This window comes from Treponema maltophilum ATCC 51939 (assembly GCF_000413055.1).
In the GTDB taxonomy this organism is placed as follows: domain Bacteria; phylum Spirochaetota; class Spirochaetia; order Treponematales; family Treponemataceae; genus Treponema_C; species Treponema_C maltophilum.
Window position 1 is genome coordinate 1,336,075 of sequence record NZ_KE332518.1, and the last position, 17,779, is coordinate 1,353,853.

General features: G+C 50.4%; 13 protein-coding genes and 1 tRNA gene. All 14 read right to left on the reverse strand.

What is annotated here, in order from left to right; all coding sequences use genetic code 11:
• Window positions 1-247: 247 nt before the first annotated feature.
• Complete coding sequence (locus HMPREF9194_RS06080) at window positions 248-2,371, reverse strand: ATP-dependent DNA helicase (protein ID WP_016525503.1); 2,124 nt, start codon at window positions 2,369-2,371, stop codon at window positions 248-250.
• Between the two features lie 75 nt (window positions 2,372-2,446).
• A tRNA-Glu gene (locus tag HMPREF9194_RS06085) sits at window positions 2,447-2,518 on the reverse strand.
• A 164-nt stretch (window positions 2,519-2,682) separates the two neighbouring features.
• Complete coding sequence (locus HMPREF9194_RS06090) at window positions 2,683-3,993, reverse strand: RelA/SpoT domain-containing protein (protein ID WP_016525504.1); 1,311 nt, start codon at window positions 3,991-3,993, stop codon at window positions 2,683-2,685.
• A gap of 82 nt (window positions 3,994-4,075) precedes the next feature.
• Window positions 4,076-5,128 carry a flagellar filament outer layer protein FlaA gene (locus HMPREF9194_RS06095; protein ID WP_016525505.1) on the reverse strand — a complete coding sequence of 351 codons (1,053 nt, stop codon included), beginning with the start codon at window positions 5,126-5,128 and terminating at the stop codon, window positions 4,076-4,078.
• Between the two features lie 96 nt (window positions 5,129-5,224).
• Window positions 5,225-5,716 carry a GerMN domain-containing protein gene (locus tag HMPREF9194_RS06100; protein WP_016525506.1) on the reverse strand — a complete coding sequence of 164 codons (492 nt, stop codon included), beginning with the start codon at window positions 5,714-5,716 and terminating at the stop codon, window positions 5,225-5,227.
• Complete coding sequence (locus HMPREF9194_RS06105; protein ID WP_016525507.1) at window positions 5,713-6,780, reverse strand: N-acetylmuramoyl-L-alanine amidase family protein; 1,068 nt, start codon at window positions 6,778-6,780, stop codon at window positions 5,713-5,715. Before HMPREF9194_RS06105 ends, HMPREF9194_RS06100 begins: the two co-directional genes overlap by 4 nt.
• Window positions 6,771-8,417: an ATP-grasp domain-containing protein gene (locus HMPREF9194_RS06110; RefSeq protein WP_016525508.1), complete on the reverse strand. Its 1,647-nt coding sequence runs from the start codon at window positions 8,415-8,417 to the stop codon at window positions 6,771-6,773. The genes HMPREF9194_RS06105 and HMPREF9194_RS06110 overlap by 10 nt, the downstream gene beginning before the upstream one ends.
• A 25-nt stretch (window positions 8,418-8,442) precedes the next feature.
• Window positions 8,443-11,055 carry a cytidylyltransferase domain-containing protein gene (locus HMPREF9194_RS06115; protein WP_016525509.1) on the reverse strand — a complete coding sequence of 871 codons (2,613 nt, stop codon included), beginning with the start codon at window positions 11,053-11,055 and terminating at the stop codon, window positions 8,443-8,445.
• A complete protein-coding gene (locus tag HMPREF9194_RS06120; protein ID WP_051127854.1) occupies window positions 11,052-12,011 on the reverse strand; it encodes a glycosyltransferase family protein in 960 nt (319 codons plus the stop codon). The genes HMPREF9194_RS06115 and HMPREF9194_RS06120 overlap by 4 nt, the downstream gene beginning before the upstream one ends.
• Window positions 11,986-13,467: a spiro-SPASM protein gene (locus tag HMPREF9194_RS06125; protein WP_016525511.1), complete on the reverse strand. Its 1,482-nt coding sequence runs from the start codon at window positions 13,465-13,467 to the stop codon at window positions 11,986-11,988. The genes HMPREF9194_RS06120 and HMPREF9194_RS06125 overlap by 26 nt, the downstream gene beginning before the upstream one ends.
• A gap of 31 nt (window positions 13,468-13,498) precedes the next feature.
• Complete coding sequence (locus tag HMPREF9194_RS06130) at window positions 13,499-14,368, reverse strand: methyl-accepting chemotaxis protein (protein ID WP_016525512.1); 870 nt, start codon at window positions 14,366-14,368, stop codon at window positions 13,499-13,501.
• A gap of 11 nt (window positions 14,369-14,379) precedes the next feature.
• Window positions 14,380-15,150, reverse strand: coding sequence for an oxygen-binding di-iron domain-containing protein (locus tag HMPREF9194_RS06135; RefSeq protein WP_016525513.1), 771 nt, complete (start codon window positions 15,148-15,150; stop codon window positions 14,380-14,382).
• A gap of 91 nt (window positions 15,151-15,241) precedes the next feature.
• Window positions 15,242-16,627 carry a HEAT repeat domain-containing protein gene (locus HMPREF9194_RS06140; RefSeq protein ID WP_016525514.1) on the reverse strand — a complete coding sequence of 462 codons (1,386 nt, stop codon included), beginning with the start codon at window positions 16,625-16,627 and terminating at the stop codon, window positions 15,242-15,244.
• Entirely contained in the window at window positions 16,624-17,754 is a 1,131-nt protein-coding gene (tgt, locus tag HMPREF9194_RS06145) for a tRNA guanosine(34) transglycosylase Tgt (RefSeq protein WP_016525515.1), read from the reverse strand. The genes HMPREF9194_RS06140 and tgt overlap by 4 nt, the downstream gene beginning before the upstream one ends.
• Window positions 17,755-17,779: the final 25 nt, after the last annotated feature.

Consider the following 17,779-nt stretch of genomic DNA (forward strand, 5'->3'; position numbering starts at 1 on the left):
CAGTAAGAACTCCCGTACGACAGTGGCTACCCATAAATTCTTTTGCAGCTGCGGCGGTGAAGTTATCATGAAAACTCTGTGTGAAAACGGAAGAGTAAAAAACGTTGCGGAATGCACCAAGTGCAAACGCACCGAGCGCAGACCGAAAGACTTTAAATAAAGCGGATCTTCCGCGCCCGGAAAATACAAAAAAGACTGACCCGCGGTTAATTGTAAACCGTGCGGCCGGTCTTTTTTTATGCCTGCGCTACGAATCCAAAAAACGCCGTATAGCGGAACATACGGTATCTATAGGTTCAAAAAGCCGTTTGATTTCCGGAATACTGTTTAAAAACAACGCGCCGTAGCGTTTTTCGATAAGCCTTTTGTCCAAAACGGTTACCGCACCGCGGTCCGACGAATGCCTGATAAGTCGCCCGAAACCTTGCCGAAAATGAATAACCGCTTCGGGAAGACTTAACTGCATAAACGATGAAATCCCCTTTTTTTCGAGATCTTCGCACCGCGCTTGAAACACCGGATCGGTCGGAACGGTAAACGGCAACTTTACGATAATAACGTGCGAAAGGCTTTCGCCGGGAACATCGACACCCTCCCAAAACGAATCGGTCGCAAAAAGCACGCTCGAGGAATCTTGTTTAAACCGTTCCAATAAACGGAAGCGGTCGTCGTCACCCTGCTTATACACGGTAATATTATCGGGCGCGAGCATGCTGCGCACATAGGAACAAGCCGAATGCAGCGATTCGTACGACGTGAACAGCACAAGGGCGCGGCCGGAAGATGCACGTATGAGCTTAACGAGATTGTGCTCAAGCGCTTGCTGAAAGCCGGGGCTTACAGGCTCTGCCATATCGGAGGGAATCGAAAATAAAAGATTTTTTTTATAATTAAACGGCGAAGGAAAACAATCGCAAAGCAAGCGCTCTTTTTCGACAAAGGCCGTGCCGGTTCTGCCGAGCCAATAGCCGAAACTGCCGCCGGCGGTAAGGGTTGCCGATGTACAGACAACGGTCGAAAGCGGCTCGAAAACGTTTGCATGAATCATCGAAGCGGTGTTCAGCGGCGTTTGATAACAAACGGGATACCATCCGCCTTTTTCCAAAGCATGTTTTTCAAGCCAAAATACCGTATCGGTCCGATCACTCCATTCGCCGAAGTTTTTACACACCAAGCCCATCGCTTCGAGCCGGCGCAAAATCTGTTTTGTTTCCCACACCGCCGCATCCGCTTGCGCATCCTCGTCTATACAATCGATAATGCCGCGCACGGCATCGCACAGTGTAACGACATCGCCCGACAAAACGTTCATCGCGTTTATAAAAGCGGAAAAACGGCATTCGCTCGCTTCGCACAGCCTCACCGACCATGAATTATGTTCAAACAGCGGCAAAGCCGCCTCTTCCATATCGCGTATATGCGCCTGCACAAGCTGAATTGAATTGACCGCTTCGGATAAGCCGTCCGAAGATGTCGAGAGCGCTTCAATCGTATACAGCAAACCTGCGGCCGCGCTTTTGCGCACGCGGTGCAGCTTATGCAGCTGCTTTAAAAACGAAAAGCGGTTCACCGATTCCGAAAAAAAGCCGGTGGCGGCGTTTTCGATGCCGTGCGCTTCGTCCAATATAAGCCTTTTGTACGGCGGCAAAACGGCCGTCTCTTCAAAGCCGGCTCCCGTACCGCTCGCGCGCATTTCTATGTCCGCAAAAAGCAAGTGATGGTTTACGACCAAAACCGAAGCTTCGGCCGCCCTTTTGCGCATCTTCATCACAAAGCAGCGCTCGTAAAAACGGCAGCGGCTTCCCATGCATGCATCGCTTTCCGAATTGACACGCTGCCACAACGAAGATGACGGCATAAAAGACAGATCCGAATTGCTGCCCGTTTCGGAAGAAAGCGCCCATTTGAAGATTGTCTGCAGTTCCTCTTTTTCTTCGTCGAACAAATCGACCTCGTCGAGACTGTCGTATAAGCGGCGCAAACAAAGGTAGTTTTGCCGTCCTTTCATGAGAACGGCGTTAAAATCGATATTCAGCAAAGATTTTGCGGCGGGAATATCTTTTTCGTACAGCTGCTGCTGCAAGTTGATGGTACCCGTCGAAACGACCACCCGCTCTTTATTTTTTACCGCCCACAGAGCGGCCGGAATCAAATAGGCAAAGGACTTTCCCACACCGGTTCCCGCTTCAAAGGCGGCAATTTTGTCTTCGTTAAACGCCGCACAAATCCGCTTGAGCAGCGCTATTTGACCGGGACGTTCTTCAAATCCGGGAAAAAGTTTTTCAAGCGGGCCGCCCGCACAAATCCATTCGGAACATACAACGGGATCTAAAAGTTCAATCGGGCGCGCATCGTCTTCCATGCTTTCCATGAAACTTCCTTGCATAAACGGATGCTTTGCGGTTCGGCACGAATAAAAAAGGCCGATTCGAAAGAACCGGCCTGCCATCTCCTAGGGGAATTGAACCCCTGTTGTCGGGATGAAAACCCGATGTCCTAACCACTAGACGAAGGAGACATGCTTTTAAGCAACTTGCATATAATATCAAAACGGGAATTTTATGTCAAGAGGGCGGCTTTTCCTGAACAGGGCTTCAGCATGAAAAGTAGTGAATTGCCTGAACGGTCTCTTTTTTTCACGCGTCTATTCGGAAGCAGATAGTTTCTTTTACCGATTTTTGTTCATGCTGAATCCCCGTTTTCCTGAAGCATTTCTTTCCGCCCCCCTTGCGCACTCAGCTTTTCATTCAGCAGGCTGCGCAAATGCTCACATTCGCCGTCGCGCAAACCCAGAGAAGACGCCGTATTCAGGTTTTCAAGCGATTCTTCAAACCGGCCTAAACTGAAAAGCGCCAAAGCCTTTCGGTAATATACGTGCGATTGGTACGTATTGATGCGCAGCGAACGGTCGAAATAGACGAGCGCTTCTTTTTCTTCGTTCAGCACGCTGTAGACAATGCCGACATAATACAGCGCCATGTAATTGTTTACGTCTTTTTCGACGCTGGTTAAAAAATCGCGCTTCGCTTCTTCATATTTATTTTGCGCAAAATAAGCCATACCGCGGTGCTTGTATATAACCGAAAGCGCAACCGGATTCGCGGCGGCTTGTGCGTTCAATATGCGCGTATAAATATCGATAGCCTTATTCAAATCGCCGACGTTATGCGCGTGAATGGCTTCCAAAAGCATATCGTCGACCGTCCCTTGCACATAGGGAGAAGCGTTGCCCATCGCTTTTAAAAGCGCCGACGATTTGTTTATTTCGCCGCCGGCATCGAGTTTGCCGCCGGATAAAATATCGGCTTGTTCATAAAAGGCCGTACGCCGTAAGTCGATTTCCGAATTCAGTTTATTTTGATAATCCCTGATTTCCTGAAACACAATGTCGGCAAGGCTGAGCATTGCGTTCATGGACGCAAGTTTTCGCCTGAGCGGAAGATCAAAGGGCGAAAACTCGGATTTATACACAAGCTCATGTTCGACTTCGGCCCATGCGTCCTGCAAAATCGTGCGTATCTGTATTTCGCACAAAAGCGGCTCGCGGAATTTTTTGCGCAATTCGGCACTTATGCACGCATCGTATATCGCAGGCGGAATGTGCACGAGCATGTGAACCGATTCGTAGCCGAATTCGCTGAACGTGCGGTCAGCCCCCTTGCGCTCGACTTCAAACACGGTAAAATTATCCAGTATTTGTTTTTCGACAATGCGGATATCTTCGAGAAAGGAACAGATAACCCTGATACCTAAAATATCGGTTAAAAGCGGCATAAAGGGCGAGCGCGGCGGGTGCAATTTGACGAGTTTTCGATAGTAACTTCTGAAAGTTTTAACGCGGTATTTAAATGCGGGCGTCGAAACGCATGAAACGATTTTTTTCAATTCGCTTTGCAGCGATTCGAGCACGAGCGTAAAAGACGGTTCACATTCGCCGTATGAACGTTTAAGTTCTTCTTTTGAATAAAATACGGGGCTTTCGGCAGCTTTCATAATATTCTCATAACAAATCCGCAAAAAAAAAGTGCCCGAAAATCACAGTTTCCGGACACTCTTTCTTCAAATCATACGGCGCTTATTGCTGTTGATTTGTACCCGTTACGGTAGAAGTAAAATCTTCTTCTTTCGCGAGGTTGCTCTTTTCGATAAAGCGGTTAACCTGCTGCGAACCGAAACGTCTCATTTCATTAGTTTGGCGAATCCGTTCTTTTGCGGTTACGATGCCCCACAAATCTTCGTCGGCAATGTCGCGCTCGGTTTGAGCAACGGCTTTGTCGTAAATAACATCGATTTGCTTAAAGTAAGCAACGAAGTCACCGCCGTCATGAGCGGCATCGCGGGTAATATAAATGCCCGACAACTTCGCATACGGAAGTCCGCGCGGATACAAAGGATATACCTTTATTTCGCGGTTGCGGATATCGGTAACATAATCGGGATTGTTCCAAATCAGGTTTTTCCAGCCGTCAAAGTTGAGCGTTCCCATATAGTAGCGGCGCTCCACATTGTCGTTGTCTTTAAGCAGAACGTAAACGGCATGGGGATAGTTGTATCCGTAGGTCGTCAACGAAACGGATTTAAGCGTTCCCACGTTGTCCAAAACGCCGAAAGCGCTTTGATCGTCGCCGTTCTTTCTGAAGCGGTATGCATTCGGTTTTTGCGAACCTTCGACAACCTGACCGTTTTCATCGATGTCGGCCATCGGTTCGAAAGCGGGAATGTCAAAAGCGGGCATGATGCGTGCATTCGCGTTTACGGGCGCGGTGGGGAATACGACACGAATACCCATAACGTTCTTTCCCTGGAACGGACCGCTGATGACGGGCGCCGATTTTACGATTGAATGCTGCATGTTGGCTACAATTCTTGCCGAAGAGTTCAACTGAACTTCCCAGTCGGTTAAAGCCAGCGAAGTGCGCATCAACGCTTTTTGCGTATCATCAAAGGAAATTGACGAAACCTTTGAAAAATCCATCACAGTCCGTTTATTGACGGTCGGCTTGCCGTTTTCATCGGCAACGATATCCGCGTCAAGACTTGAAAAATCAATAAGAATTGCTTTTTCACCAAAAGCAAGGCTTCCTACCAACAGGAATGCCATTGCCACTAAAACGAAAGACCTCTTCATTCAAAGCTCCTTTTTTACAGTATGATGTAGCCTTGTATATATAAAATATACTTTATAACAGCTTTTGTCAACGGTTTTTTTTCAAAAACGGGTATTTTAATCGGTATATTCATATACTTTATGCCCCGCTATTGAAATTGATATTTTATGCATATTATAGTTTTTTCGCAGATTTTGTTCAAGCAGTTTACAGGCCGCCGCCGTTTGAGACGAAGTACGTTTTTGTAAAGCGGCCTCTTCGCTCAAATCGACATAAACGGTACCGTCGTTTCCTTTAAAAAAGGACACAAGCTTTGTCCCGATCGGAAACAAGGGCCGATAGCGGTCGGTTTGAGGTCCGAGCAGCAAATCTTCCGTAAACCAGTGCGCTTGTGTATACGGATGGTCGCGCGGAATAAAGCGGCTTTCGGCGAACGTGCCTTTTTTATCGAGCGACTCGAACAAAAAAAGTTTGCGCGTTCCCGGATAAAATGCCAGGTATAAAATAAGCGACAGCACGAATGAAAAGATAAGCGCAAGCAAAAGCGCGCGCTGCAGTTTGGAGAAAAATTGAATTCGATTGTTTACGGCATGAGTAATGTCAATCATTTTGCGCCGGTAAAACCTCTTGATCTTTCAAAATGCGTAACGAATGCGGTTAATCCATTATATATCCCAAGCGACAATTTGCGCAAGTAGTTTTTGTCGAAAAGCAGCTTGGCTTCTTCTTCGTTCGTTACAAAGCCGAGTTCGACCAAAACGCTCGGCATATTCGCATTGCGTACGACAAACCATTCTTCTTCTTTTATGCCGCGGTCGACGCTCAGCGAGCCGACTTGCGCCTTCATGCCGTCCTGAATATATTTTGCGATGAGGATGCTTTCGGTCGTAAATTCTTCTTCCATCATCGAATTGAGAATGGGCAGCACTTCTTTGTCTTTATCGTTATTCGTATTTTTAATCAGCGTGCGCCGGTAGCCGGGACTCAAATACCATACCTCGAAACCTTTCGCCTTGCCGTAAAACGCCGAGTTCGCATGGATCGACACGTAGATGATCGCTTCATGTTCGTCGAGCTTTACGGTATTCGCGATATCCGTGCGCTGGTTCAGCGTTAAAAACGTGTCGGTATTGCGCGTCAGCATGATTTTTTTATCGGGATAGGTTTGTTTGAGCCGTTCGTATAAATCCCGAGCGGTAAAAAGCACGATGTCTTTTTCGCGCAGGGTTTGCTTTTTGCCGTTTATTTTATGGTCGGCCACCGCGCCCGGATCGATTCCTCCGTGCCCCGGATCGATTAAAATGGCACCGATGCGGAAGTGTACTTCCGGCGGAAGATTTTCAAGGATTTGTTTTACCGTGTCGGAAAAGGCAGCCGGTGCATAAAAGGTGCCGTTGTAATTAACCGGCGCCGGACATGCCGACACTTCGGCGTAATCCAAAAGCACAAAATCGTTATGCGCGGAAAAAGCGAGGCTGTGCCCGTTTTTTTCGAACACGCCGCTTGAGCTCATACTGTCCCAGTATAAAACCGAATCGGTTTGTTTTGCTATGTGCGCAAAAGATACCAAGCCTTGCGGAATGTCCGCAGCGGAGGCAAAAGCGATATGTACCGCGGCAAAAAAAATGCATAAAAGAAAGCGGATCTTAACTTCCGGTTTTTTCACTGACATAAAAGTTCCCCATCATTACTATCGGAATAAAAGACGGCTCCCTGCAGACCGCCGCGGATAAGACAGTGCCAAAAGTCTTTAAGATTCAGGTGCCGGCCCGTTTGCGATGGCGGACACAGTTCGTTGTAAAGTTCGACCGTTTCCGTAAGGGTACGTCCGTTCCAATCGGTCGCGCCGGCATAATCGTGCAAAAAGTCCAAGAGTTCGAGCTTTGCGCAGGATGCGGCGGGATCGGTTTTTTGGGGAAGCGCATTCAGTTTTTCGATAATTTCAGCCGGAAGCGAAAAGGCCGAAGGCGGAAACGGCGTGTCGAGCTTCATGCGTAAAAATTCCTTTGTTGCGCCCTTTCCGCTTTGCAGGCGCAAAAAAACCGTTTGTACCGCCTCGGCCGCGTACAAAGAAGCGCTTTTGTAATCCGGCGCGACGGCGATAACGTTTCCGGCTTTTTCGACATTGTTCGTCGGAAAAACGACATCGGTATTTTTTTCCGCGCGCGGGAAAAAATCTTTTACGCCGGATACTGCACGCGCTTTTTCGGCATACAGGACTTCGCTTACGGTACCGGGAATCGAAATCCACGCGCGCTCGGCGCAGGTACGCTTGCACGGAACTTCGAAAACGGGCATGGAGCCGTCCGAAGACGCGCAGACTTTTACGCGCGCATCGAGCAGGGCCGAAGGTTTTTTGCCGAGCGCCAAGCGTACGGCTTCGCGCGTCAAATCGATATCCGACGCATAGGGATAGGTCCAGCCGGACATATAACCGCCCGAAAGACGCGCCGCGATTTCGCCGATCATGGGGCCGGACGGCGTCAGCTTTATGTCGGCCTTTGCCTGACCGTAGCTTAAACCGAGCGAACGCACGCCGTCGGCAAAGGTTTTAAAAAGGGCAAGGCGGCTTTTGTCGTCGGCACACGACGGAATGGTGTGTCCCATTTCTATAAAATACGGCGGAAAAAATATATGACGGTCGGCAAAGCCGGTAACGGTAAGTTCTCCGTCGAACACAAAAGCGTCTATCGAAAATTCGGGTCCTTCCATATATTCTTCGACGATCGCCCTGCCCGTTCTCGAATAGCGCACGGCATCTTTTAAAGCCGCTGCGAATTCTTCCCGCGAACGTACAAGACGGCAGCCGCGCGCGCCCATATTGTCGCAGGGCTTAACCACAAGCGGGAACGAAAGCCCCGCGGCATGCAAAAAATCCTTCAGGCTTTTATCGTCCGCCGCATCTTCCGACACGCCGTATTGCCCGCCGATTTCAATAAAGCGCGGCGATGGAACGCAGGCCTTTTTAAAACACGAACGCATAAGCGGTTTATCGCTCGCATTTTTCGCCGCGCCCGGACTGTGTGCGGGAAGACCGCAGGCTTCGGCGGCGCGCGAAACCGCATAGGAAAAATCGGTTCCCGCCGTAAATACGGCATCCAAGCCTTCTTCCGCGCTCAGGCGGCGGGCAAGGCCGATAATCTTTTCGGTATCTTTTAAGTCCGCATGTTCGAAGCGGTCGCACAGCGGTCGGCATAAAACACCGGGGTTTGCGTCCGCAATCGTAATTTTGCACCCCAAGCTGCGGGCCGCCAGCACCGCCGGTTTTTGCATAAGGGCGCCGCCCAAAATCAATATGTGTTTTTTCATATAATCTGCCTTTAATCCCACCTTATTAACGGATTTTCGTACAATACACTTCAAAGGTATCGCCCAAGCGGAACAGTCTGCTCAGCGCCGAGGCTAAGCGGTTGTTTTGCTTCAGTTTGATATACGGAAAGCGTTCGGGATGGTGACCGGTTGAAACGATTTTCCGCACTTTAAATCCGTATTTTTTCAATACGGAACGGCAATTCCGTATGCGCCACAGGGTAAAATGATCGGAAGGACTGTTTTTAAAGAACGATTTTTTTGAAAATCGTGCTGAAATTCCCGACGCGCAGGGAGTCGAAAAAGCGAAAACGCCGCCTTTTTTTACAAGCTCGGATACTTTTAAAAGGACTGAATGAAGGTCGGCAAAATGCTCGATGACGTACCACATCGTTACCGCGTCGAATCCGTCCCGTGCGTGAATTGAAAATTCCGAACCGAAGTCGGGAGTAAAATCGGGAAAAGCCGCATACAGGGCCGGAAAGCCCAAACGCTCCCGCACATACGCAACCGCGCTTTCACAAATATCGATGCCGAAGGGCCGAAAGCCGCAGTCGGATGCGGCCGATAAAAAAGCTCCGTACGCGCAGCCGATATCCAACACATTCGGTATTGCAGCGGTTACAAGCGATCGTATGTACCTCATGCGCCGCAATCCCTGTTTTTTTATCGATTCGAAATCTTCAAGATAGGTTTTGCCGTACTGCGCTTTATATTCATCGAAAAAATACGATTGCCCGTATTCTTTTTTTTCGGCAAAAAGACTTGCGATATAAAACATGCCGCAGTTTTTACACGTGCGAATCGTCTTTACCCCGTCGCGCGCAATAACGGGATTTACGGAAAGCCGCCCGGCTTTAAGGTTCCGTTCGCTTGTACCCGTTTTTTCACACGTGCCGCACGCACTGTTTGTGCCGCATATCGGACAGGCGTAGTTTTTTCCGCCGGCAAGGCGCAAAATAAACGAAGCCAAATCGCCTGAAGCTTCGGCCGGTCTACCCTCGGTTCCCGCGGCGGCCGCGCCGGCTTCCCCTCCGCCTGAAGGGCCGGACGAAAGCACCGCGCGCAGTTTTTCGGGAGTCAAACGCGAAGATTGTGCGAGCAGTTTTTTTATCTTCGAAGCCTTAAGAGCCTGTGCACTCAGGCACACGCAGCCGTACTTTTTCGAAAGTTTTGCATGCAGCGGACTTGTCGCAAGCAGTACCAAAGCGCAGCCCGAAAGCGCCGCCTCAAAAGCGGTAAAGCCGTAATGCGTAACGACAAGGTCATACGAACCGATTTCCGCTTGCAGATTGTCTATGCGCGGCAAAACTTCAACGCCTTTACGTTCGGCGGCACGCGCGTCGCGCTCATCGGGAAGAACGGCGCTCACCCCTGCGCCGATCGTCTTTGCCGCATCCGCAAAGGCGATCGCCGCGCGAAGGCTCAAGTTTGCAGGATCTTCCCCGCCGAGGCAGACGAGGATGCGCCGCACCGAATCGCGCGGAGGACGTTTTTCGGGGAGCGGCAGCAAATACGGCGCAAAGGCGTTCACGCGCCGCTTCGAATCGAGCGGCGGAATAAGGTCGGCAAGAAAATCGATTCCGTCGGTATACGGAGAACCTTCATCCAAGGCGGCAAGGGGCGCAAGCGTGCGAAGTTCCGCAATTTCGTTTTCTTCAAGATAAAAGCTGTCGGCGACGACAAGGGCGTACTCGCCTTTTTCCGGCAGGGACGAACGTATTTGTTCGGGAGCGACGGTTTTACGATTGAGCGCATCGTCAAGCAGCGTCCGCACCGCAGATGAAGGCTCGGAGCGCACCAAAATATCGCAAACGAGCTTTGTGTCCGACGCTAAAGAAAGACAGCGGCGGAAATGCCCCGTACCGCGCCCTTCTTTTACCGCCGGTACCAAAAGTACGGGCCGGCGCAGCGCTTCGGTTTGCAAAGCGTTTACAATGTCGCGCGAGCCGTACGGAGGCCGAATTACCGCGGCGGGATTTTCGGCCGCAACCCGCTCCAACAGACGGCACAAGCGGCACGCCTTTCGGTAGTCGGCCGCTGTGTCGACCGTCGTACGGAGGCCGGGATGATTCCATTCCGCCGGAGCGCTTTGCATAAGGCAGCGGAAGCGCTCGGGATGCTTATACAGCGCGGGACCGACGTGTTCGCGTTCAAAGGCGGCGTCCGCGTCATCGCCGCCGAGAGCCGGTGTCTGCGAATCGGCACGCAAAAGCGCTTGTGCGGAAATAACTTCAACCCCGCTTCCGTGCGGAAGTCCGGTATACGTAAAATAATCGCAGTTTTGCCGAACGAATTCTTCAACCGATGCTTGGGCCGCTTCATAAAACAAAAAAGGATTGTCCGCCGTTGCACGCACGATAATGTCGGCTTTCGCTTTTTGTGCGGCAAGGCAAAAACGCTTTAGGACGTCTTCGGCGGGGCCTACAAAACAATTCCAGCCGTTTTGTTCGGCAAGCGGACTCAAAGCGCTGAATGACGCTTCATCGCAGGCAAGCCAATATGAGTCGGCGCTGACCTTTTTCATTGCGCGCATCGTCCACACGACAAGCGCTTCGGCGCGCGAGCCGAGCGGAAGCAGCGCCTTGGACGGAAGGCGCGTCGAAGAAAGGCGGCACTGAACGATAACGGCGGTCATTCTTTAAAATCCCAGTTTTGCGTAAACGCAACAATATCGGTTTTAAATCTGAAACGGTTTTTGCGCGTCCACGAGCGGGCGTCGGCAAAAAGCGAATAAGCGCGCAGGGGTCCGAGCGGACAGCGCCTGCAAAAATCGAAGTAGCGCATTTTCGGAATGTATGCATAATCGGAACGGAAAACGGGCGCGCAGTTTTTCAAAAAAAATCTCAACTGCGAATAATCGGCCGTCGTGTCTTCAAACGGGGTTTCGGCATCGTACATCAAGCGGAAAAACGAGTTAAGCTCTATCGTTTCTCCCCAGAGCCAGCCGCGCAGGGCAAAGTCGACATTTTGCCAATAAGGAGAAGCGATCGTGTAATCGTAGCCGCCCAACTGCATGAATTTTTGCTTATTATATATGCCGATAAAATCGAAGGGATAGACGGTTTTTTTCCCGCCGAGGGCGGGAGAAGGAACGGCAAAAAACGTATTTTTCCGTATTTCGGGGTTCATTCTGACGGGCAGATATTGAAGCTGAGCCGACTGCAAAATAGGCGCCGTGCACAGTCTTTCGCTTTCGACGACGGAACGCACCAAAGGCTCGTTTAAAATCGGCGGCTTGATTTTTACATCGTCCCACAGCACAAGCGCGTATTCGGATGAAATTTCGGCCATGCCGATATTAATCATATCGCCCGCCGTTACGTCTTCGAGCGGCACGATGAACTTTACCTGCGGCCAGCGGCGCGAATATTCTTCCAAACTGTAGCTTTTGCTTGAATTTTCGACAACGACGATTTCGGAAAAAGCGCAGAGCAGGAGGTTTTCGATATTTTGCGCACAATAATGGTTGCCGCCGCGGTTGAGCAAAATAACCGCGGCCGACGACGAAAAATCCGCGTTCGGTGCAACGGTGCCGCCCAAAACGGTTCTTTTTATCCGGCGCTCGTTAAAAATTAAAGGTATAGTATTCATCGCTTTTTCCGCAGTCTCCCGCATACACGCCGTTCAACTGTTTTTGCAATTCGGCATTTCCCTTGTTCCACACGCTTTCAAGGCCGTCGGTAAACGCGTTCCCGTAAAAATCGTGCGAACAAAAAACGGCGGCTTTGCAGCGCGGTACCCGCCCGTCGGCCAGTATGCACAGGTCGCGTTTTATGTGCCAGCACGGAATGCGTACCGCAGGCGACAAATCGGCGGGACGGCGGTCTTCCAAAAAGCCGCTTATCGGATCGTATTTTTGAATAATCAGTTCGCCCGTACCGTCCGCTTTCCACTTTCGATAAAAACGTTCAAGCTGATCTTCATTGCACTTCATGCGCAGCATTTGCGGATACACGGCGTTCGGGAAAAGCGGCTTTAAAACGTGAACCGCCTGTTCGGCCGCGGCAAGCGTTCCCGAACTGCGGATGCTTTTATACGTCGCCTCATCGCAGGCGTCGAGCTTGACAATCCAGTTTACCGCCTTATAGCCCGTTCCACGCAGCGGATTTTTTCCGGCAGCCGTACGGATGCGCTCGATAGCCTGCGGACTTAAAGACTGCGCGTCGGTTTCGATTAAAAGCGAAAACTCCGGCCGCTTGAGCACTTCTTCGGCAAAAAGGATAAAATCGGCGTGGCGCGAAGGCTCTCCCAAAAAGGACAATCCGACAACCGCATCCGGCGAAAAAGAAGCGGCTTCATCCAAAAGCTTTTTAAAGTTCGCCAATTCCATTGCGGCGGCCGGCACGGAAGGTTCATATATGCTTTCGGCTTTTCCGTCCGAATGTATGTGCACATTGTAAAAGGTCGGCAGCGTTCGCTGTACTTCGGCCGACTTTCGCGCCGTTTCGCACAAGAGGTCGGCATCTTCCGTATCGGCACACAGGGTGCCGAGCCTGCGGCATGCCATGCTTGAGCGCACGGACGAACAGCTTAAATCGAGGCGCAAATACCGATAGTCTTCGGGCGCGATAAAGGTTTCGATTTCGAACGAATTGATATCCGTTTTTATAAGCGAAAACAGACTGTCGCGCTTGAGCGCTTCGTCGGAAAATTCGCCTTTGGAAGAAGCAAGCTGCGCCAATATGCGCACGGTTCCCGCATCGATAAGTTCGGGCGCCAAGCCGTAGGGATAGCCGTCGGCAAACGTGTATTCGGCCTTGTACCTTGTATGCAGGGCAATCAATTCCGAAGTAAGACGGCTGTTGAGAAAGGGACAGTCCGCCCGCGCGTAGACGGCAAAATCCGCACCGTTTTCGGTTAAAACGCGTTCCATACGGCGCAAAAGAGCGCAGAGGGACATCTCCGTTTCAATAACGTCGATTGCTTTACACGAATCGACCTTTTTTGCCCATGACGCGCTTTTTTCGCGGGCGCTTGAGCCGTTAAACCAAGCCTGATCGGCAAAATCGCCCTTTTGCACGGCATACAAAAATACACAGGTTTTCATACTTTTTTTAATATCGGCAATAAAAAAGCTTTTATGAACTTTGTTTTTGCTCCAAAAGCGTATCCAAAAACGAATAGCTTGTTTGAATAACGTCGAGAATGGCGTGCGTATCGTGCAGCGAGCCGTTCACCTTTTCAAGCGAACGCAAGCCGTCTTTCATTGCAATGGCCTGCTCTTTTACCGCGGCCGCGATTTCGGTTAAAGAATTGCCGGCTTCGTCGAGGGTTACGGCATTTTGGTTGAAGTTGTTCAAAACGCCGGTAAACGATTGTTGAAAGCGTAAGAATAAATCGATAAACAACGTCATGCTTTTATTGATTTCATCGACCGTTTCGCGAAACTCGGCGAGCTTCGCTTCGATCTTTTTCGTAAAATCGCCGGTTTGCGTCGCCAAAGAGCGCACTTCGTTCGCAATAATCCTAAAGCCGCTTCCGACCTTGCCGGCGCGGGCCGCTTCGATCGACGCGTTGATTGCAAGAATACCCGTTTTTACCGAAACGTCCTGAATACCCGCAAGCATGTCGGCGACATCGGCCGTTTTTTCTTTCAACAGTTCAAAACTTGCGGCGGCGCTTTTTGCGTTAACGGAGGCTTCGTCTATTTCGCTGACGCGCTCGTTTATTTCGGATTGCAGCTTTTTATTGCTCTCCAAAATATCGCCCATCATCGAGTTGACGCGGCCGGTATTTGAAGAAGACGCGTTGCCGCTCGCCTGTATTTGTTCGAAGGCGGCGACAATCGTATCGAAGCCCTTTTGCAGCTCGACCATCGCCTGATCTATAATGTCGAACGAATGCGTCGTTACAAAATCCAATACGACGCTTTTATTGTAGCGGACAACCGTTTTGTCTACAATCTCGGTAAAGTTTTCGATAATTTGATTTTCGGTATTTTCGTTCATGGCATACCTCATCAAAAAAGAGTATCGATAAGGTCTATGCCGCACTGCAGTTCGCTCAGCCAGTTTAGAAAATTGTGTACGTTTTCGTCCTTGTAAATGGCGCCGTGCTGAGGGGCAAGCATGCGCGGATTTAAGCGGCGAACCTGTTCGGCCCAGCGGCGCACGATTTTGTTTGCCGCCATATAGCGCGCGTGAAAACCCTTAATGAGCGGAATGTGGTCGTTAAAGTTGCCGACAAAGGCCGTTTCGTTCGATTCGTCGAAGACCGCGGCTCCGATATCTCCCGTAAACAAAATACCGGAGCGTTCGTCGAATAAGCCGAATTGTCCGGGCGAATGCATAAAATGCGAAGGCACGCACATCATACGCGAACCGGACGGAAGGGCAATATCCATTCCCTTATCGGGAATACCGACCACACGGGCGGTATCGACTATGCCGAAGTGAGGCAAAAAGCGCACCCACAAATCGGAAATATATACCTTTGCCTTGGTAATGCCGAGCCACAACGCAATACCTGAAGACACATCCGGATCCTGATGCGAAAAAAAGATGGTATCGATTTTGTCCACCGATATAAAACGGCTGACCGCGGTTACGACGCGCGAAAAAAGATGCACGCCGCCCGGATCGAGCAGAACGCCCCTGCCCCGGTCGATAATAAGGTACTGCATCGTTTGTACCGCGCCTTCGCGGTATTTGCTTTCCGAACCGAGCCAAATAAACTTGTGCTCATCGTCTTCATACAAAACAATACCGTGAACTTCGCTCGAATCAATCATACTGTGCCTCCGAAATATTTAAATAGCTTTTTTTTACAATTCAGTATACTTGCAATACGGTGATTGTACAAGGTGTTTTTTGTCCGTGCAGCTAATCCGCGATGAGGGCTTTTGCCTTTGCTTTAAGGGATGCGGCCTTGTCCTCTTCGGCAATGCTGCGCACTAAAGAAGTAAGGTTTGCAAAGCGGTTCTTTTTGTATATATCCAAACCGGTACCGCGCGTTGCGACATCGGCGCTTTTCAGATAGGCTTCGCAAATCGATTCGAAACCTGCGTTTTCGTGCAAAGCGAATTCTTTGCCGAGCGCGTAGCGCAGTTGCTTTTTTTTGTCGTCGGCAAGCGTCTTTTCGGCCAGCGCGATGACGGAGCGAACGCCCGAATCGATATCGTATTTGAGTAATGACGAAGCGACCTTCACTTTAAGCGTATCGCCCTTTCGGGAATCTTCCAAAAGCGAAATCATATAATCGACGCCCGCCTTATCGTTAAGGGACGCCAAGGCGTCAAAGCACGCGTATTTTACAACCGCTTCGGCATCGTTTTGCGCGCGGTACAAAAGCGAGGGACAAGCCGCTGCAAGGCGCTGATCGCGCACGGCATCGACGGCTTCCAAACGCACCTTATAGTGATTGTCTTTTAACGCGGCCAAAAGAACCGCGCGCGCTTTTTCGGAGGTGTTGCGCGCAAGACCTTTAACGACGTATTGGCGCAAGTTCGGGTCGGTCGAATCGAACAGATCGATTAAGATATCGGCGGCTTCGTCGCTGCGGATAGTGCCGATGGCTTCGGCCGCATACATGCGCACAAAGGCGTTTTCATCTTCGTTACGGGCCATTGCGGCCAAAGCGTCGAAGGTGCGGTCGGCTTTCAGCTTTCCGAGCGCTTTAACGATGTTTTGCTTTTGGGCGACGGTTAAATCTTCGCTTTCGAAGCGGTCGGCAAGGAAGGACGCATCTTCTTCCGAACCGATGCTTCCGAGAGCGCTTACCGCACCGTTAAAAAAGTCGGTATCGTCCTTTTCGATAATCGAGCGCAAAAAGGGCGCCGCTTCGCTCAGTTTGATTTTTTCGGCATAGCGGATAAACGCGCTTACCGTCGATTTTTTTTCGTCGTAAGGGTCTTCGAGCACGGCAAGGGCGGCGTCCTTTAATCCGCCGTATTCGAATTCGGCACAGCAGTCGATTATCTTATCTTTGAGCGCCGTGCTTTTTGCCGAAGCGAACATGTCGGCAAGCAAGGGCAAAAACTCGCCGTCTTTTTCTTTTATGAGCGTTTCGATAAGGCCGACCACTTCGTTATCAAGCCCGTAACGCAAAATATCTTTGCGTTTTTCGCTTTGGCTTTTTTCGTCGGGAACTTCGACCGCAGGGGCTTCGCTTTCCCGATTCTTCGCCTTTTCGGCCTTCGTCTCGGCCGAAAAAAGATGCACGCACAAGGCGGCGCACAGGGCGCACAAAATAAGGCGGCGGACGTTCATCGGTTTCCTCCGTAACGCTGTAAAAATGTGCGGCGGTAATCGGCAAAGCGGTTTTCGTTGATTGCCGCACGGACTTCGACCATCATATTATACAAAAATGCAAGATTATGATAGCTGCCGAACATCGAAGAAGCGATTTCGCCGTTTTTATACAAGTGATGAAGATAGGCGCGCGAATAATTTTTGCAGATTTTGCACGTGCATTCCGGATCTATGGGCGAAAAGTCGGCGGCATATTGGGCTTTTTTAATCGCTATGAGGCCGTCTTTCGTAAAAAACGAGCCGTTGCGGCCGTTGCGGGTCGGAAGCACGCAGTCGAACATATCTATGCCGTTTGCAACCGCCGCCAATATGTATTCGGGCGTACCGATTCCCATAACGTAGCGGGGTTTTTCGCGCGGCAAAAGAGAAGCCGTATAGCTTAAAAATTCTTCGTACACGTCGAAGGGTTCTCCGACCGAAAGGCCGCCTATCGCAATGCCGGCGGAATTAAGGGAGGCAACAAATTCGGCGCTTTGAGCGCGCAAGTCTTTGAAAAAATTGCCCTGCACAATGGGAAAAAGACTGCCCTTATAGCCCGTATCGCGCCACCGTTCGCTCTGTTTAAAAGCGCGTTTTGCCCAATCTTCGGTAATACGCAGGGCTTCAAGCGCCTTTTTTTCGCTTATGCCGTAGCCCGTGCACACATCAAGCTGCATTTGAATATCGCTTGCAAAGCGCGCTTGAATGTCGACGACGATTTCGGGCGTTAAAAAATGCTTTGAGCCGTCTATGTGGCTTTGAAAACGCACGCCCTCGGCGGTGATTTTGCGGAAGGGCGCAAGCGAAAACACTTGAAAGCCGCCCGAATCGGTTAAAAAGTTTTTTTCCCAGCCTGAAAATCCGTGCAAGCCGCCGGCCTGTTCCAAGATGTCGGCGCCGGGCCGCAAATACAAGTGGTAAGTGTTCGCCAATATGATTTCAAAACCGATTTCTTCCAAATCCTCTTTGGTAACGCCTTTTACCGATGCATTCGTGCCGACGGGCATAAACACGGGCGTTTGTACCGTTCCGTGCGGAAGTTCCAAAAAGCCGCACCGGGCCCGCGAATGTTCGTCGTTATGAGTGCAGGTAAAAATCTCTTTCATGCAATATCCTTTTGCAATATCTTTT

Excerpts from the sequence above, each read along its gene's own strand:
- HMPREF9194_RS06080 (WP_016525503.1), bottom strand. The coding sequence starts at position 2,371 with ATGGAAAGCATGGAAGACGATGCGCGCCCGATTGAACTTTTAGATCCC.
- HMPREF9194_RS06090 (WP_016525504.1), bottom strand. The coding sequence starts at position 3,993 with ATGAAAGCTGCCGAAAGCCCCGTATTTTATTCAAAAGAAGAACTTAAA.
- HMPREF9194_RS06095 (WP_016525505.1), bottom strand. The coding sequence starts at position 5,128 with ATGAAGAGGTCTTTCGTTTTAGTGGCAATGGCATTCCTGTTGGTAGGA.
- HMPREF9194_RS06100 (WP_016525506.1), bottom strand. The coding sequence starts at position 5,716 with ATGATTGACATTACTCATGCCGTAAACAATCGAATTCAATTTTTCTCC.
- HMPREF9194_RS06105 (WP_016525507.1), bottom strand. The coding sequence starts at position 6,780 with ATGTCAGTGAAAAAACCGGAAGTTAAGATCCGCTTTCTTTTATGCATT.
- HMPREF9194_RS06110 (WP_016525508.1), bottom strand. The coding sequence starts at position 8,417 with ATGAAAAAACACATATTGATTTTGGGCGGCGCCCTTATGCAAAAACCG.
- HMPREF9194_RS06115 (WP_016525509.1), bottom strand. The coding sequence starts at position 11,055 with ATGACCGCCGTTATCGTTCAGTGCCGCCTTTCTTCGACGCGCCTTCCG.
- HMPREF9194_RS06120 (WP_051127854.1), bottom strand. The coding sequence starts at position 12,011 with ATGAATACTATACCTTTAATTTTTAACGAGCGCCGGATAAAAAGAACC.
- HMPREF9194_RS06125 (WP_016525511.1), bottom strand. The coding sequence starts at position 13,467 with ATGAAAACCTGTGTATTTTTGTATGCCGTGCAAAAGGGCGATTTTGCC.
- HMPREF9194_RS06130 (WP_016525512.1), bottom strand. The coding sequence starts at position 14,368 with ATGAACGAAAATACCGAAAATCAAATTATCGAAAACTTTACCGAGATT.
- HMPREF9194_RS06135 (WP_016525513.1), bottom strand. The coding sequence starts at position 15,150 with ATGATTGATTCGAGCGAAGTTCACGGTATTGTTTTGTATGAAGACGAT.
- HMPREF9194_RS06140 (WP_016525514.1), bottom strand. The coding sequence starts at position 16,627 with ATGAACGTCCGCCGCCTTATTTTGTGCGCCCTGTGCGCCGCCTTGTGC.
- tgt (WP_016525515.1), bottom strand. The coding sequence starts at position 17,754 with ATGAAAGAGATTTTTACCTGCACTCATAACGACGAACATTCGCGGGCC.